General features: G+C 41.8%; 14 protein-coding genes, 1 tRNA gene and 1 pseudogene. 8 read left to right on the forward strand and 8 right to left on the reverse strand.

Annotation, left to right across the window (positions count from 1 at the left end; genetic code table 11):
- Positions 1-5: 5 nt before the first annotated feature.
- The 5 genes from ftsI to FTU17_RS08275 all read right to left on the reverse strand — a co-directional run bounded on the left by ftsI (position 6) and on the right by FTU17_RS08275 (position 5,557).
- Complete coding sequence (ftsI, locus tag FTU17_RS08255; RefSeq protein WP_180124608.1) at positions 6-1,832, reverse strand: penicillin-binding protein PBP3; 1,827 nt, start codon at positions 1,830-1,832, stop codon at positions 6-8.
- A 12-nt stretch (positions 1,833-1,844) separates the two neighbouring features.
- Positions 1,845-2,177 carry a cell division protein FtsL gene (gene ftsL / locus FTU17_RS08260; protein ID WP_078189390.1) on the reverse strand — a complete coding sequence of 111 codons (333 nt, stop codon included), beginning with the start codon at positions 2,175-2,177 and terminating at the stop codon, positions 1,845-1,847.
- Positions 2,178-2,187: 10 nt separating this feature from the next.
- Positions 2,188-3,099, reverse strand: a complete 912-nt coding sequence (gene rsmH, locus FTU17_RS08265) for a 16S rRNA (cytosine(1402)-N(4))-methyltransferase RsmH (RefSeq protein ID WP_180008673.1) — start codon at positions 3,097-3,099, stop codon at positions 2,188-2,190.
- A gap of 185 nt (positions 3,100-3,284) precedes the next feature.
- Positions 3,285-4,301 (reverse strand): sulfate ABC transporter substrate-binding protein, encoded by a 1,017-nt coding sequence (locus FTU17_RS08270; RefSeq protein ID WP_078189545.1) that lies wholly within the window; start codon positions 4,299-4,301, stop codon positions 3,285-3,287.
- A gap of 248 nt (positions 4,302-4,549) precedes the next feature.
- On the reverse strand, positions 4,550-5,557 hold the full coding sequence (locus tag FTU17_RS08275; RefSeq protein WP_180008671.1) for a sulfate ABC transporter substrate-binding protein: 1,008 nt from the start codon (positions 5,555-5,557) through the stop codon (positions 4,550-4,552).
- Positions 5,558-5,938: 381 nt separating this feature from the next.
- Here FTU17_RS08275 and FTU17_RS08280 point away from each other — a divergent pair, with 381 nt between their 5' ends.
- From FTU17_RS08280 to FTU17_RS08295, 4 genes are all read left to right on the forward strand, one after another.
- Positions 5,939-6,232, forward strand: a complete 294-nt coding sequence (locus FTU17_RS08280) for a hypothetical protein (protein WP_180135088.1) — start codon at positions 5,939-5,941, stop codon at positions 6,230-6,232.
- Positions 6,233-6,400: 168 nt separating this feature from the next.
- A complete protein-coding gene (gltX, locus tag FTU17_RS08285; protein ID WP_168378189.1) occupies positions 6,401-7,909 on the forward strand; it encodes a glutamate--tRNA ligase in 1,509 nt (502 codons plus the stop codon).
- 91 nt (positions 7,910-8,000) lie between these two features.
- Positions 8,001-8,076: transfer RNA gene (locus FTU17_RS08290), tRNA-Glu, on the forward strand.
- 154 nt (positions 8,077-8,230) lie between these two features.
- Positions 8,231-8,572, forward strand: a complete 342-nt coding sequence (locus FTU17_RS08295) for a hypothetical protein (RefSeq protein ID WP_180129591.1) — start codon at positions 8,231-8,233, stop codon at positions 8,570-8,572.
- A 25-nt stretch (positions 8,573-8,597) separates the two neighbouring features.
- Here FTU17_RS08295 and FTU17_RS08300 read toward each other — a convergent pair whose 3' ends face one another.
- Positions 8,598-9,569 carry a cation diffusion facilitator family transporter gene (locus FTU17_RS08300; RefSeq protein WP_180012416.1) on the reverse strand — a complete coding sequence of 324 codons (972 nt, stop codon included), beginning with the start codon at positions 9,567-9,569 and terminating at the stop codon, positions 8,598-8,600.
- 353 nt (positions 9,570-9,922) lie between these two features.
- On the opposite strand from FTU17_RS08300, the gene FTU17_RS08305 reads away from it, so the two are divergent.
- Entirely contained in the window at positions 9,923-10,333 is a 411-nt protein-coding gene (locus FTU17_RS08305; protein WP_180135089.1) for an SEL1-like repeat protein, read from the forward strand.
- A 64-nt stretch (positions 10,334-10,397) separates the two neighbouring features.
- Here FTU17_RS08305 and ettA read toward each other — a convergent pair whose 3' ends face one another.
- Entirely contained in the window at positions 10,398-12,059 is a 1,662-nt protein-coding gene (gene ettA / locus FTU17_RS08310; RefSeq protein ID WP_180042172.1) for an energy-dependent translational throttle protein EttA, read from the reverse strand.
- A 319-nt stretch (positions 12,060-12,378) separates the two neighbouring features.
- Between ettA and FTU17_RS08315 the strand changes: the two genes are divergently transcribed.
- The 3 genes and pseudogenes from FTU17_RS08315 to FTU17_RS08325 form a co-directional block, all read left to right on the forward strand.
- Positions 12,379-13,656 (forward strand): O-acetylhomoserine aminocarboxypropyltransferase/cysteine synthase family protein, encoded by a 1,278-nt coding sequence (locus FTU17_RS08315; protein ID WP_180135090.1) that lies wholly within the window; start codon positions 12,379-12,381, stop codon positions 13,654-13,656.
- Positions 13,657-14,057: 401 nt separating this feature from the next.
- Positions 14,058-14,945 carry an SDR family NAD(P)-dependent oxidoreductase gene (locus FTU17_RS08320; protein ID WP_078189400.1) on the forward strand — a complete coding sequence of 296 codons (888 nt, stop codon included), beginning with the start codon at positions 14,058-14,060 and terminating at the stop codon, positions 14,943-14,945.
- 102 nt (positions 14,946-15,047) lie between these two features.
- Positions 15,048-15,773: pseudogene (locus FTU17_RS08325) on the forward strand (FAD-dependent oxidoreductase); the annotation flags it as partial.
- A gap of 119 nt (positions 15,774-15,892) precedes the next feature.
- Here the strand turns inward: FTU17_RS08325 and FTU17_RS08330 are convergent.
- Entirely contained in the window at positions 15,893-16,027 is a 135-nt protein-coding gene (locus tag FTU17_RS08330) for a zinc ribbon domain-containing protein (protein WP_180039353.1), read from the reverse strand.
- Position 16,028: the final 1 nt, after the last annotated feature.

A 16,028-nucleotide genomic window follows, 5' to 3' on the forward strand; every position in this document is an offset into this window, starting at 1 on the left:
ACCTATTACTGGATCTTAGGAGTGTCTAAAGGTTTATCTAAAGGTACGTTCATTAAACGTAAAGATTCTTGCATTACACGAGCAAAAACGGGTGCAGCCACCAGACCACCGTAATACTGACCTGTCGGGTTTTCCACTACAACAATCATGGCCAAACGTGGATCACTCACTGGTGCAACACCGGCAAAGAGTGCTCGATATTCTGAAGTCGAATAGCCTTTACGGTCTGCACGTAATTTATGTGCTGTACCAGTTTTACCCGCCACGCGATAACCCGGGATATTGGCTTGACGTGCCGTACCACCTGGCAAAGTCACCGCTTCCATCATTAAAAGCACTTGATCGGCAATTTTAGCGTCAATAATCTGCTCACCTTTCGGCTGTTCCTCAAGCTTATACAAGCTCAGTGGCATTTTGACGCCCTTATTGGCAATCATGGCATAAGCATCCGCCAGTTGGAGTACTGTAGCGTTCAAACCATAACCATAAGCCATAGTCGCTACTTCAGACACATTCCATTTGCTCTTTGGTAAAATCAGACCAGCACTTTCACCGGGGAATTTCACCGCTGAACGTTGACCAAAGCCAAGACGTTGATAGAAGGTCGGTAATGTTTCATAAGGGAGAGATAAAGCGATTTTTGCCACACCAACGTTAGACGATTTTTGAATAATGCCGCCCAAAGTCAAAGGACCATAGTTATGCGTATCTCGAATAGTATGATTCCCAACGCGCATTGAACCCGGTGTGGTATTTACAACTGTATTTGCCGTGTATTTGCCGCTTTCCAACGCCATTGCCACGGTCATTGGCTTCATGGTTGAACCTGGCTCAAAAGAGTCAATCGCACCACGGTTACGCATGGCATCTTTATTTAAAACGCCTTTTTTATCGTTCGGGTTGTACGACGGCCAAGAGGTCATCGCCAAAATTTCACCTGTTTTGACATCCACGGCAATCGCGGTTGCAGAACGTGCATTATTGGCCACCCCTGCGGCGGTCAACTCACGGTACATGATGTATTGCAAACGTGAATCGATACTGAGCGTGATATTTTCGCCCGACTCGACTTCTTTCACAATCTCAGGGTCTTTAACACGGTTGCCCTTTTTATCACGGACAATTTGCTGCGCACCATCAACACCTGAAAGACGTTCATTCAGTTGCATTTCTAAGCCTTCAATACCCATGCCCTCACTATTGGTTAAGCCAATAATTTGTGAGTTTGGCTGAGGCTGTGGATAGTAGCGCTTATAGTTTTTCTCAGTATATACGCCCTGAAAGTCACGTTTCATGATCAATTCAGCTTGTTGCGGCGGTACTTCTTTCTTTAAAACCAAATAACGTGAACGTGGACGCTCATTCATTTTGCGTTTCAGTTCAGCACGATCCATACCGACAGCATCGGCAAGTTCATCTAAGCTTAGATTTTTATCAGGTAATTGACGTTTTAATTTACGATTGTTTGGATCTTTAGCCAATTCAGCCGTGGTTTCTTCAAAGAGTTTTTTATTGTCAAAATAATCACGTGGATCGATCACGATTTTCATGATCGGGGTACTAATCGCTAAAGGCACACCGTGACGGTCATAGATGACACCGCGCATGGCTTTTAAGGTTTCAGTTCTTAAAATTTTAGCATTGGCTTTATTTTGTAAAAAGTCTTTATTAATGATTTGTACATAAAAAGCCCGCCCCACCAATGCAATGAAGCACAGCAAAACCACTGCCCACATCAAGTGATAGCGCCACATCTCCACCGAAATGGCTGTACGACCAGTAACAGACTGCTGTTTCTTACGCGGAGTTTGTTTGTTTCTCTTTTCAACCATGTGACCGGCAGCCTATTTTTTCTGTTCTGGAGTTTGTGGCAATGAAATAACAACGGTTTGTGCAATAGGAGGCGAATACATGCGTAATTGGGTAACTGCACGTGTCCCAATTTGGGCTGTTGCACCGAAAGTTTGTTGTTCGATCAGCAAACGTCCCCATTCTGCATTGAGGTCATCCCTTTCACGCATATAGGTACTCAATTGACGATAATCTTGGCGATATTCAAAGACTTGAAAGACCACCATAATCGCACTCACAAAAACCAAGAGCAATAAAATGCCATATGTAATGATTTTCTTCGACTGCGATTGATCAGAGTTTTTTTCGATTGCTTCGGTTTTCATTCTTTGCCTTTTAAGCTAAACGCTCTGCCACACGAAGCCAAGCACTACGAGATCGCGGATTGGCTTTAACTTCTTCTTCACTTGCTTTAATTCGTGACACTTTTTTTAAGCGGCGGGTATCTTCGCGTTTTTGTGGTAAACCCCAGCCTGTGTCTTCTGCAAGTGTAGATTCTTTTTGAATAAATTGTTTAATTAAACGATCCTCTAAAGAGTGGAAACTGATCACTGCAAGAGTGCCTTCAGGTTTCAGCATATCCACCGCTTGAGGTAAGAAGATATCAATATCGTCGAGTTCTTTGTTAATAGCAATACGAATTGCTTGGAAAGTTCGTGTCGCTGCATGTTTATTTTTTTCCCATTTCGGGTGGGCAACTTTCACGATTTCAGCCAATTGAGCTGTGGTTTCAATATACCCTGCCGCTTTAATCGCTTTGGCAATACGGCGGCTATAACGTTCTTCACCATATTTAAAAATAATATTGGCCAAATCTTCTTCTTCAATATCAACCAACCACTCTGCGGCTGTTGGGCCTTGTGAGTTGTCCATACGCATATCAAGTGGGCCATCTTTCATAAAACTAAAGCCACGTTCTGCTTGGTCTAGCTGCGGAGATGACACCCCTAAATCCGCCATTATACCGTCGACCAAATCGATACCACGACTACGCAGTTCCTCTTTTAAATCGGCAAAACTGGCGTGAATAATTTTAAAACGCGCATCTTCTTGTTCTAATTCTGCTGCAACGGCCAATGCTTGTGGGTCTTTATCAAAGGCATAAACACGTGCATTTTCATCTAATTTAGACAGTAATAAACGTGTATGACCGCCACGCCCAAATGTGCCATCTACGAAAATTCCTGTATTGCGATCTGCCAGTAAAGCATCAACAGTTTCATGAAGTAATACAGAAATATGCGACATAAGGGTTCGTTCAACACAGCTAAAAATGTAACTGCACATTATTACCTTGTTTTAGCAAAGCTCCAAACGTCTTTTTGTACAGAAATATTACTTTCCATAGAGAAAACCGTTTTTATTTTTTGCCATCCATTAAAAAACCTCCCGAAGGAGGTCTTTGAACATCTCAAATCATAGATTTCGATGTATTAGCGCTTGTTATTGTAGATCTGATCGAAGATCGCACCATTCACAAAATGTGTTTGTTGAGCTTTTGCCCAACCACCAAACACTTCATCAATAGTAAATGTTTTTAATGGCGGGAACTGTGATTTATATTTTGCTAAAACTGCTGCATTACGTGGGCGATAGAAATGACGAGCCGCCATTTCTTGACCTAATGGAGAATAAAGATAATTGATATAGCCTTGAGCTAACCATTTATTACCATTTTTATCGACAGTTTTATCCACGATCGCCACTGAAGGCTCAGTCAAAATCGACATCGATGGATACACGATATCAAATTTGTTTTTACCCAAAGTTTTTTGCGTAACTAAAGCTTCGTTTTCCCAAGTCAATAACACATCACCAATACCACGTTCTGCAAATGTAGTCATCGATGCACGTGCCGCAGAGTCCATTACTTTTACGTTATGGTACATTTTACCCACGAAATCTTTGGCTTTCGCTTCATTACCACCCGGTTGTTTCAAAGCATAACCCCAAGCTGACAAGTAAACCCAACGTGGGAGACCGCCAGTTTTCGGGTTCGGGGTAATAATTTGTACGCCCGGCTTGGTTAAATCAGACCAATCTTTAATATGTTTCGGGTTGCCCTTACGCACCATGAAGACAATCGTTGACGTATATGGCGCTGAGTTATGTGGAAACTCTTTTTGCCAACCTGGTTGAATCTGACCAGACTTCACAATTTCTTCGATGTCATTGGCCAACGCCAAAGTCACAACATCACCTTTTAAGCCATCAACCACGGAACGGGCTTGTTTGCCTGAACCACCATGTGATTGTTTAAATGCAACCGTTTTACCGGTACGCTCTTTCCAATATGCACCAAATGACTTATTAAATTCGTCATAAAATTCACGCGTTGCATCATAAGAAACGTTTAAAAATTCGCGATCAGCGGCCTGAGCAGACGCTGAGAAAGCAACACCAGTGGCAAGCAACGCAGCACTGAGCCACGCCTTAAATTGAGTTTTCATAACAGCCAGCATAAATTTATATTCAATACTGCTAAATATATGAAATAAAGTCATAAATCGCAATTGCAGCAAGTTTAGACCCTTTGCTGGATACAACTAACGCAGCGAATTTAATTGTTTGTTTTTCATATTAAAATACACAAAAACAATCTACTTATTCCCTATGTATAGATTTTTATGCATTACATATGCGAAAAACGGATAATCCAGATGATCCGTTTTTACAACGCCCATTATGGTGGATCGTTTTACTCTTTATTCTTTTCACTATAAATTTGATCAAAAATCGCACCATTCACAAAATGTGTTTTTTGCGCTTTAGCCCAACCGCCAAACACTTTATCAATGGTAAAGGTTTGAACTTTCGGAAATTGAGCAGCGTATTTTGCTGTGGCTTTTGCATCGCGAGGGCGGAAGAAATATTTACCTGCCAGCTCTTGGCCTTTAGGTGAATATAGATAATTCAAATAACCCTTCGCCAAATTTCGATTACCATTTTTATCGACGGTTTTATCCACTACTGCCACTGAAGGTTCGGCTAAAATCGAAATAGACGGATAAATAATGTCATATTTATCTTTGCCTAGGCCCTGAGTCGCTAACAGTGCCTCATTTTCCCAAGACAGTAAGACATCTCCAATGCCACGCTCAGCAAAGGTCGTGAGTGAACCACGTGCGCCAGAATCCAATACTTTGACATTGCTATAGAGTTTTTTCACCAATTCTTTGGCTTTGGCGTCATTGCCACCCGGCTGTTTTAAAGCATATCCCCATGCTGATAAATAGATCCAACGCGGTGCGCCGCCTGTTTTTGGATTTGGTGTAATAATTTCAACGCCCGGTTTGGTCAGGTCATTCCAATCTTTAATTTTTTTCGGGTTACCTTTGCGCACCAAAAATACGATGGTTGAGGTATACGGTGCAGAATTATGTGGAAATTGCTTTTGCCAGTTCTTATTGATTTGTCCTGTCGCCACAATTTCATCAATATCATTGGCCAATGCCAAAGTGACAACGTCTGCTTGTAAACCTGTTGCCACTGCACGAGCTTGTTTGCCAGAGCCACCGTGAGATTGTTTAAAGTTAATCTCTTGTCCTGTACGCTTTTTCCAATATTGTCCAAATTCTTGGTTATATTCCTGATAAAACTCACGTGTTGGGTCATAAGAAACATTTAAGAAATCTTTTGCGGCATACACCTGTACCGCCACCCCACCCAACAAAGCGAAAATGCCCGATGCTATTATTTTTTTCATCTGCTCAAACTCAAATTGATCTTGAGAGCACTATATAAATCAAAAATAACTTTAACAATCAGCTATCTATAATATAAATTCAAATCTATTTCTGTTTTAAAGATATCTAAAAATAACGTATTTAAAGCTTTAATTCTGCTAATACAGCAACAATCAGAAGCGATCTCCATGCTATCTTCATAGTTGTTTGCTAAAACATCCGAAAATCTGGAGAAAACAGTCTATTTAGGTAATCCTAGTACAGACTTTTTTAGTTTTTTTGTAAAAATTGTGACGTAGTTCTACTTTTTAATTACGAAAGATGGTTAAATCGTAGTCTAAATATTAAAACTATTTTGCAAATAAAAAGTTCCATCACCAAAACTAGGGGGAGATTTGGACATGAAATTTTCATACGCACTATGCCTAGGCTTAAGTTTAAGCGTGACTGCACAGACTGCTTTTTGTGCTGCAACCAACACCGCATCGAATAACAAACTTACGATGCCTGCTGAACGTACCTCATTGATCGAAAAAGCGATTAATCAACAAAAATCTGAAGGCAAAGGCCGTACAGACGATAATTTAAAAGTACTTACGTCTATTAAAGCAGCACCAACTCAAAGTTTCTTTGCATCACAAAACCAAAGTTTTTCTCGTTTTGTTCAAGCCATTTTCTCTGGTAGCAACTCATAACGACATCAGCATATTGATGCTGCCCAAGCTATTGTTTTAGACGAGTTCCCCCACTGCCGTCTAAAAAACACTAAAAACGCCTGATCATTCAATGTTGAATTAAGCATTAAGTGATCAGGCTTTTTCGTTATAATAGATCCCAATTTACATTCTGATTAAAAGCTGATTATGACTGTTCGTACTCGTATCGCACCTTCTCCTACTGGTTTCCCGCACGTTGGGACTGCTTATATTGCATTGTTTAACTTATGTTTTGCGAAGCAACATGGCGGTGAATTTATTCTTCGTATTGAAGATACAGACCAGCTGCGCTCTACCCCAGAATCTGAAAAAATGATTTTAGATTCATTGCGTTGGTTAGGTTTGAACTGGTCAGAAGGTCCAGATGTAGGTGGCCCTCATGCGCCATACCGTCAATCTGAACGTATGGACATTTATAAACAATATGCTTTGGAACTGGTTGAAAAAGGCCATGCATTCTACTGCTTCGCAACAGCAGAAGAACTCGATCAAATGCGTGCGGAACAACAAGCGCGTGGTGAATCACCGCGTTATGACGGTCGTGGCTTAAAACACACTGCAGAAGAAGTGGCACAGCGTTTGGCTGCTGGTGAACCGCATGTCATTCGTATGAAAGTACCTGAAGAAGGGATTTGTAAATTTAATGACTTACTGCGTGGTGAAGTCGAAATTCCTTGGGCGCAAGTTGACATGCAAATTCTACTGAAAACCGATGGTTTACCGACGTATCACTTGGCAAACGTGGTTGATGACCATTTAATGGAAATCACTCACGTAATTCGTGGTGAAGAATGGATTCCATCTGCGCCTAAACACCAATTATTGTACAAATATTTTGGTTGGGACATGCCTGTACTTTGCCACATGCCGCTGTTACGTAACCCAGATAAATCAAAACTGTCTAAACGCAAAAACCCAACGTCAATTAACTACTACAAAGACATCGGCGTTTTACCTGAAGCATTATTGAACTACTTAGGCCGTATGGGCTGGTCAATGCCGGATGAAAGTGAAAAATTCACTTTGGCTGAAATGATTGAACACTTTGACATTCAACGTGTATCACTAGGCGGTCCAATCTTTGATGTTGAAAAGCTAAACTGGTTAAATGGTCAATGGATTAAAGGTTTAACACCGGGTCAATTGCTCGATACCCTACTGGCTTGGAAATCAGATCGTAATACCTTGGAAGAAATTGCTGCTGCGATTCAACCACGTATTAATTTATTGTCTGAAGCAGTGAATTGGGCAGGTTTTTATTTCAACCAATTCCCAACACTCAGCAAAGAACAGTTTGAAAGCAAAAAATTGACTGAAGAACAAGTTCGTCAAAGCCTTCAATTTGCCATTTGGCGTCTAGAAAGCATGTTCACTTGGAACAATGACACCGTCAGCCAAACGCTTATGGATTTGGCGAACCAAATGGACATTAAACTTCGTGACTTCATGCCAACCTTCTTTATTGCTATTGCAGGTTCAACATCTTCGACACCTGTTATGCAATCAATGGTAACCATTGGTCCTGATTTAACCTTTGCTCGCTTACGTCATGCACTTGAAATTGTGGGCGGCCCGAGTAAAAAAGAAACAAAAGCATGGGAAAAACTCAATGAAAGCTTAAAACTGCCGAAAAATGATGCAGTTGATGAAGCTTAATTGATTTTTTAGTTGACGGATGGGCGTTATCCCCCTAATATAGCGCCCATACCGAGAGATGGTGTCAACCAACTCTAAGTTGCCTCAAATTGTCCCTATCGTCTAGAGGCCTAGGACATCGCCCTTTCACGGCGGTAACCGGGGTTCGAATCCCCGTAGGGACGCCATATTCAAGGTGATGCAAATCATCTTATAAAAAACCCAAGCATTATGACTTGGGTTTTTTATTGCCTAAATTTTATCTGATTTAAATTTACGGTATTTTTGCTTTCTGCGTCATTCTGATTAAAATAAACCATAGATTAAAATTATGGAGTTGCAATGCAATACCGTTGCCCTAAATGTCAAAGCCCTAAAATTATGCCTCTTGCGCAAGCAGGCCAGCCTGTTGCTCGTCCTGTCGTGCCTAAAAGCCTGATTATCCTCATCCCTGCGGTATTTATTCTTTTACTGTTGGTGATTATCAGCATCGCAATGTGGATTTTTGGTGACGGTGCAGGTACTACATTACAAACTGCGACTGTTGTTGTATTTATTGCTTGCTTGATTGCTGGCTTCTTGTTCTATCGCGACCTGCCAGATTTCAAAATTTCAATGCAAGGTTTTATGCAATCACAGAAAAAATGGAAATGCCGCGAATGTAATCATGAGTGGGAAATCTAAACAGGCCATTTAAATCACATTAGCATTAGTGCTGATGTGATTCATCATGAGAATGCGCGTGATCATCTTGATGATGCTCATGTGCATGATCAGACTTTTGAGTGTGTTGGTGTACTACACATTCATCTTCTTCGATTTGCAATGTCATCTCCGTGATTCCATGTTCATGTTGCAACATTTCAATCGCCTCAAAATACAAGGCATTACGATCGGCTTCAGGTGCAAAGAGATGAACCGTCAAATGCACATTCTTTGACGTAATTGCCCAGACCTTTAACTGGTGAATACTCTCCACCCCTTTGAGTGCCAATAAATCATTGCGTAATTTTTCTATGTCGATTTCTTCAGGCACACCTTCCAATAAAATATTGATACTTTGTTTGAGTAAAATCCAAGTCCTTGGTAAGACCCAAAAGCCAATGAGCACCGCAATAAGCGTATCGACCCACATCCAGCCGGTAAAATAAATAATCGCTGCGCCAATAATCACACCGACCGAACCTAAGGCATCACTTAACACCTCTAGATACGCCCCTTTCACATTCAAGCTTTCTTGTGAACTGGAAAATAAAATACGCATCGAGATTAAGTTAATGATTAGACCGATGACGGCCACAATCATCATGCCCATACTTTGAATTTCCGGCGGCGTTGAAAAGCGCTGATAAGCCTCATACAAAATATAAATCGCAACCACAAATAGCATCAAGGCATTAAACAAGGCTGCCAAAATTTCAAAACGCTGATAGCCAAAGGTACGTTTGTTATCAGCAGGAAGCTTGCCAATTTTGATCGCGACCAATGCTATGGCAAGGGCTGCAGCATCGGTGAACATATGTGCCGCATCTGACAATAGCGCCAAACTTTGCGTCATAAATCCAGCAATGACTTCAATAATCAAAAACGTCGTGGTCAGTGCTAAGGCAAAACTTAATTTTTTGACATTCCCTTCTGTGACAACGGCATGGCTGTGGTCATGCCCATGATGCTCACTCATTATTTTCTGACCTTATAAATTATATGTTCTTCAGTCTTGAGCTTAACAGGTGCAGTAAACGTAATAAAATTACATCATTCAACCTTCAGTACTACGTTTTACCTTCAAACTTTAAAACTACTTTTTTCAGCATCTACTTTCAATTTATTAAAAATAATTTTTCGCGATCTAGATGACTGAAATTACTTATAAATATTTTTCAATACCTATTCACATATCATGACAAGCATGCTAATTTTCATCTTAAGTGTGATCTGTTTAAAACAATTAAATCATTCAACACAGCGCACGAATGACTGCAATTAATATTCTTATTAATCAAGTGGTTATATTTAGCAACAAGGAGTTTAACAATGATGATACAAGCTCTGAAAAAAATCTATGCACTGTTGTCACAACAGATGAATCCAAAGTTGCAAGGAATGCATCTTTCGGTTCCAGAAGCCGAGGGCGATTACGCTCAAGGGACTTATTTTGAAATTCTTGCGGCTCAACACCATCAAGACTTTCTCAGTCACCAGACTCTGGATTCAGCAGACCAATCCCCTACCGACTATCGTAATGCCATGTGGAATTTTTTAAGTGCCGCATTAAAAGGTCATAAAGATGCCCAATATCGCTTAGGTCTCGGTTATTTACGTGGAGAACTCGGCTTAGACCGTAATTATGAACTTGCAGAGCTTTGGCTCAGTAAAGCTGCTGCACAAGGCCATGAACATGCAGACTACGTCTTACATCATGCCTATGAAGACATAGTTGTATAGTCATTGCATCTCAAGCAATAAAAAACCAGCCCGCAGGCTGGTTTTTTTATTTTAAAACTGGAACTTAGTTGCCAATTTTGCGGTATTTTTGACGCTTTGCAACAAGGTCATCACCATCACGTTTACGACGGTATTCTTCAAATTCATGGTAGTTACCCGTGAAGAATTCAGGGGTTTCACCTTCAAATGACAAGATGTGCGTTGCAATACGGTCGAGGAACCAACGGTCATGCGAGATCACCATGACTGTACCCGGGAATACCAGAATTGCATCCTCAAGCGCACGTAAAGTTTCGATATCCAAGTCGTTTGATGGTTCATCTAGCAGGATAACGTTGGCACCCATTTGCAAGATTTTTGCAAGTTGTAAACGGTTACGTTCACCACCTGACAATTGACCTACACGTTTTTGCTGATCTTGACCTTTGAAGTTAAAGCGACCGATATACGCACGAGATGCGATTTCGTATTCACCAATTTTCAAGATATCTAAACCGCCAGAAACTTCTTCCCAAACAGTTTTGTTGTCATCTAAGGTGTCACGAATCTGACCAACATAAGCCACTTTAACAGACTCACCCAGTGTAACTGTACCTGTATCTGGTTGTTGTTCGCCTGTCATCATACGGAATAGTGTGGTTTTACCCGCACCGTTTTCGCCCACGATACCTACAATTGCAGCAGGTGGTACAACGAACGATAAATCTTTATAAAGTGTACGGTCACCAAAGGATTTACTAATACCTTCAACTTCTACAACTTTATTACCTAGACGTGGACCAGGTGGAATATAGATTTCAGACGTTTCGTTACGCTGTTGGAATTCGCGTGAGTTAAGCTCTTCAAAACGCTCCATACGCGCTTTGTTTTTCTTTTGCTGACCTTTAGCATTTGAACGAACCCATTCAAGTTCTTTTTTCAATGCTTTAGCAAAAGATTCTTCTTGCTTCTGTTCTTGCTCTAAACGGGCATTTTTCTGCTCTAACCAAGAAGAATAGTTGCCTTGGTATGGAATACCCATGCCGCGGTCAAGCTCTAGAATCCACTCTGCCACGTTATCCAAGAAGTAACGGTCATGGGTAATCGCAACGATCGTACCTGGGAAGTCTTTCAAGAAACGTTCCAACCATGATACTGATGAAGCATCCAAATGGTTCGTTGGTTCATCTAGAAGCAACATGTCTGGTTTAGACAATAACAAACGGCAAAGTGCAACACGACGGCGCTCACCACCAGACAACTTAGATACATCTGCATCCCAAGCTGGAAGATTCAACGCTGCAGCAGCCTGATCCATTTGGTTGACAATGTTATGTGCATCCCATGAATGGATAATCGCTTCTAACTTCTCTTGTTCTTTTGCAAGTGCATCAAAGTCAGCATCTTCTGCTGCATATTCTGCAAACACTTCATCAAGACGCGCCAAAGCATCCAACGGTTCACGTAAACCGTCTTCAACGTTACCACGAACGTCTTTGCTTTCATCCAATGGCGGCTCTTGTTCAAGGTAACCAATTTTGATACCCGGTTGAGCACGTGCTTCACCTGAGAAATCTTTATCTACGCCCGCCATAATACGAAGCAAGGTAGATTTACCTGCACCGTTTAGACCAAGCACACCAATTTTTGCGCCTGGGAAAAATGATAAAGAGATGTCTTTCAGGATTTCGCGCTTAGGCGGAACCATCTTCGACACACGGTTCATCGTGTAAATATATTGGGCCACTTAGGACTCCTCAATAGTCAAAACATATACGGAACAACACAAAGTTGCCCCTGCTCAATTGAGCGAAAAAATAATCGGCTATTATACGCATAAAGTCGTGAAAAAATAAGGTTTCGCACACGGCTTCAATGCATTGTTACAAGTTTAATGGCGAACAAAATTTAAACATGCGGTTTTAGGCATGATTTCGCTCATCTTTAGCTGAAATTTTTTCAACAATATGAATAATTATGATATTAATTTTAGAAATAAAGCACTTTTATTCATATGTATAAATGATAGACTGTTTAAAAAACTAGCTCACTTAGATGAAGTAATCATGACCTATAAAGACGAAACTTTAGCAATTCACGCGGGGTATACACCGGAGCCAACCACCAAAGCGGTTGCCGTTCCAATTTATCAAACCACCTCATATTCCTTTGATAACACGCAGCATGGTGCTGATTTATTTGACTTAAAAGTTCAGGGGAATATTTATACCCGCATTATGAATCCAACCACGGCAGTCCTTGAACAGCGTGTTGCAGCGCTCGAAGGCGGTATTGGCGCTTTGGCCTTAGCCTCTGGTATGGCTGCCATTACATATGCGATTCAAACCATTGCTGAAGCAGGCGACAATATCGCTTCCGTTTCGACCCTATATGGCGGCACATATAATCTGTTTGCCCACACCCTGCCGAAACAAGGCATAGAAGTTCGCTTCTTTGATTATCAAAACCCCGAAGCGCTGCGCAGCCTCATCGATGACAAAACCAAGTTGGTCTTTGTCGAATCGATTGGTAACCCATTGGGCAATATTATTGACCTCGAAGCAATTTCGAAAATTGCGCATGAATTTGGCATACCTGTAGTCGTAGACAATACTGTGGCCACACCTGTTCTGCAAAAATCATTTGAATTTGGTGCCGACATCGTGGTGCACTCTCTCACCAAATATATTGGTGGTCATGGTAATTCGATCGGCGGCATTATTGTCGATAGCGGCAAGTTCCCTTGGGGCAAATACCCTGAACGCTTTAAATCACTCAACACCCCTGATCCAAGCTACCACGGGGTCAATTATGTCGAAGCTTTAGGTGACGCAGCCTACATTGCCCGTGCGCGCGTGGTACCACTGCGTAATACGGGCGCTGCGATCAGCCCGCACAATGTGTTTTTGATCTTACAAGGTTTGGAAACCTTAAGCCTGCGCATGGAACGTCATACAGAAAATGCGCAAAAAGTGGCTGAATATTTACAAGCGCATCCAAAAGTAAAATGGGTTAACTACGCTGGCCTAAAAGACCACCCACAACATGCTTTGGCGCAAAAATATGTCAAAGGCAAACCATCTGCGATTCTTTCATTCGGCGTTCAAGATGGCCTTGCAGGTGGCACACGTTTCATCGATGCCTTGCAGTTGTTTACTCGCCTTGTGAATATTGGTGATGCCAAAAGTTTAGCCTGCCATCCTGCGACCACGACACATCGTCAGCTCAATGAAGATGAACTCAACGCAGCGGGGGTCAGCATTGATATGGTTCGTTTATCGATTGGGATCGAACATGCGGATGACTTGATTGCAGACTTAGAGCAAGCCTTAGCTGCTGTTTAAACCATAATTGCACAATCCACAGGTCTTATTTTTAAGGCCTGTTTTTATTTCCATTTCATTTAAATAACCACTCTCACATAATCCGCCTTCCAACTTTGGGCATCTATGGCCCTGCTTCTATATTTATTTACAATTTTATTTATCTTGAAAATCGACTTTTTTAGGTTGCAACGATGTTGATAAAAGCACTTCTCTTTCACATATTTATGTGTTAAAAATTGAGTAAATAGGGATTTTAATTTAGAGTAAAAACTCTAAATATTATTTTATTATCAATTACTTATCATATGGCTTTTTTTGAATAAAACGCTATCATACCGCTGACTTAAAACAGCCCTGCACATAGCGTTGTCGGGCCGATAAATGAATACAATAAAACTGATTTAACAGGGAACCTCATCGTGAATTCAAGACTTGAGAAACGTTTCGTTGACCGTGTCAACGGTAAGACCATTTTAATCACCGGTGCATCAAGTGGTATCGGTTTAACCACAGCGCATCGCCTTGCCAACGCAGGCGCACATGTTCTACTGGTTGCACGTACCAAAGAAACTCTTGATGCCGTAAAAGCTGAAATTGAAGCCACTGGCGGTAAAGCCGATGTTTTCCCATGTGACCTCAATGATATGGACTCCATTGATGCTGTGGCACAACAAATCCTCGCTTCCGTCGATCATATTGATATCTTAATTAATAACGCTGGCCGTTCTATTCGTCGTGCCGTACATGAATCAACCGATCGTTTCCATGATTTTGAACGTACTATGCAGTTGAACTATTTTGGCGCGGTACGTTTGGTGATGAATTTACTGCCGAAAATGATGATTCGTCGTGAAGGTCATATCATCAACATCAGTTCGATTGGTGTATTGGCCAATGCAACACGCTTCTCTGCCTATGTTGCGTCTAAAGCCGCATTAGATGCTTTTAGCCGTTGCCTGAGCGCTGAAGTTCACTCGCATAATATTGCCATCACGTCGGTCTACATGCCATTGGTGCGCACGCCAATGATCGCTCCAACCAAAATTTATAAATACGTTCCAACGCTTTCTCCAGAACAAGCGACTGACCTGATTGCCTATGCCATCGTGAAACGTCCAAAGAAAGTGGCGACCAATTTGGGCCGTCTGGCTTCTATTACCTACTCAATTGCTCCAGACATTAACAATAAACTCATGTCGATTGGTTATAACTTGTTCCCAAGCTCTTCAGCGTCTATTGGTAAGCAAGAAAAACTCAATTGGGTACAAAAGGCATATGCTCGCCTATTCCCAGGTGAACACTGGTAAGACTTGACTCACCCCTAAAAAAGCCCTTTTGAGGGCTTTTTTATTGGGTTTTATGCAGCATCTTTGATACATTGGGCTGAGATAAAATCAACTTTTAAAACAATGAAAACTCAAAATATTGCCATCATCGGTGCAGGTACGGCAGGATTAGCTGCTGCAGCAATGCTTGCTGCTCAAGGCCATCAGATCTGCTTATATGAAAAAGTCTCACAACTTGAACCTGTGGGCGCAGGATTATTATTACAACCTGCCGGACTGGCAGTTTTCGAACATTTAGGCATTTTGGAACAAGCCTTAAGCCTTGGCGCTGTGGTAACCGGTCTTGAAGGTCAACTGGCTGGCGGCGACTTGCTGATAAACAGTCAATATCGACAAGCCGATGAACGTTCATATGGACTCGGCATTCACCGTGCCACACTCTGTCATGTCCTTGCATCCAAAGTCCGAGAATATCCTCAACACGTTGAGTGGTGTATGGCGCATGAGGTACATGAACTTCAAGAGTCCAGTGACGGTATAAACGTGATTGGACAATCCGCAGATCAATCCTTTCAACGTCAATTTGATCTCGTGTTGATCGCCAATGGCGCACGCAGCCATTTACGCCCTAAAGCATGGGAAAAGCTCAACCAAGCCTACCCTTGGGGTGCAAAGTGGATCATCGTGCCTGAATGCGAAGTGCTGAATCCGCAGATCTTGCATCAGTTCTATGACCGCTCCAACATCATGATGGGTGTAATGCCTACGGGAGCAATTCCAACGCAGCCTGAACAGCGCCTTTCGAGCATTTTCTGGAGTCTACCTACAGCAGATTTAGAAGGATTCTTGACATACTCCCACCACCAAGCTAAGAGCTATGGTGGGGGAATCTTTGCGACCCATGCAATCTTAGAGATTGCACCTTTCGATACCGCACTGCGCTGACAGTATGGCGGTACAGGAACTCTTTATACAGTACTATGTCCTAGTGCATCAGCTAAAGCGAAATTGCGTATATTCAAGCTTGCATTCAAATCACGATCATGCACTGTTTCACAGTCAGGACATTGCCATTCTCTTATGCTTAGTGGCAATTTTGTCATA

Source organism: Acinetobacter sp. YH12070 (assembly GCF_013419625.1).
In the GTDB taxonomy this organism is placed as follows: Bacteria; Pseudomonadota; Gammaproteobacteria; order Pseudomonadales; family Moraxellaceae; genus Acinetobacter; species Acinetobacter amyesii.

Coding starts and splice junctions, on each gene's coding strand:
- ftsI (WP_180124608.1), bottom strand. CDS start 1,832: ATGGTTGAAAAGAGAAACAAACAAACTCCGCGTAAGAAACAGCAGTCT.
- ftsL (WP_078189390.1), bottom strand. CDS start 2,177: ATGAAAACCGAAGCAATCGAAAAAAACTCTGATCAATCGCAGTCGAAG.
- rsmH (WP_180008673.1), bottom strand. CDS start 3,099: ATGTCGCATATTTCTGTATTACTTCATGAAACTGTTGATGCTTTACTG.
- FTU17_RS08270 (WP_078189545.1), bottom strand. CDS start 4,301: ATGAAAACTCAATTTAAGGCGTGGCTCAGTGCTGCGTTGCTTGCCACT.
- FTU17_RS08275 (WP_180008671.1), bottom strand. CDS start 5,557: ATGAAAAAAATAATAGCATCGGGCATTTTCGCTTTGTTGGGTGGGGTG.
- FTU17_RS08280 (WP_180135088.1), top strand. CDS start 5,939: ATGAAATTTTCATACGCACTATGCCTAGGCTTAAGTTTAAGCGTGACT.
- gltX (WP_168378189.1), top strand. CDS start 6,401: ATGACTGTTCGTACTCGTATCGCACCTTCTCCTACTGGTTTCCCGCAC.
- FTU17_RS08295 (WP_180129591.1), top strand. CDS start 8,231: ATGCAATACCGTTGCCCTAAATGTCAAAGCCCTAAAATTATGCCTCTT.
- FTU17_RS08300 (WP_180012416.1), bottom strand. CDS start 9,569: ATGAGTGAGCATCATGGGCATGACCACAGCCATGCCGTTGTCACAGAA.
- FTU17_RS08305 (WP_180135089.1), top strand. CDS start 9,923: ATGATGATACAAGCTCTGAAAAAAATCTATGCACTGTTGTCACAACAG.
- FTU17_RS08315 (WP_180135090.1), top strand. CDS start 12,379: ATGACCTATAAAGACGAAACTTTAGCAATTCACGCGGGGTATACACCG.
- FTU17_RS08330 (WP_180039353.1), bottom strand. CDS start 16,027: ATGACAAAATTGCCACTAAGCATAAGAGAATGGCAATGTCCTGACTGT.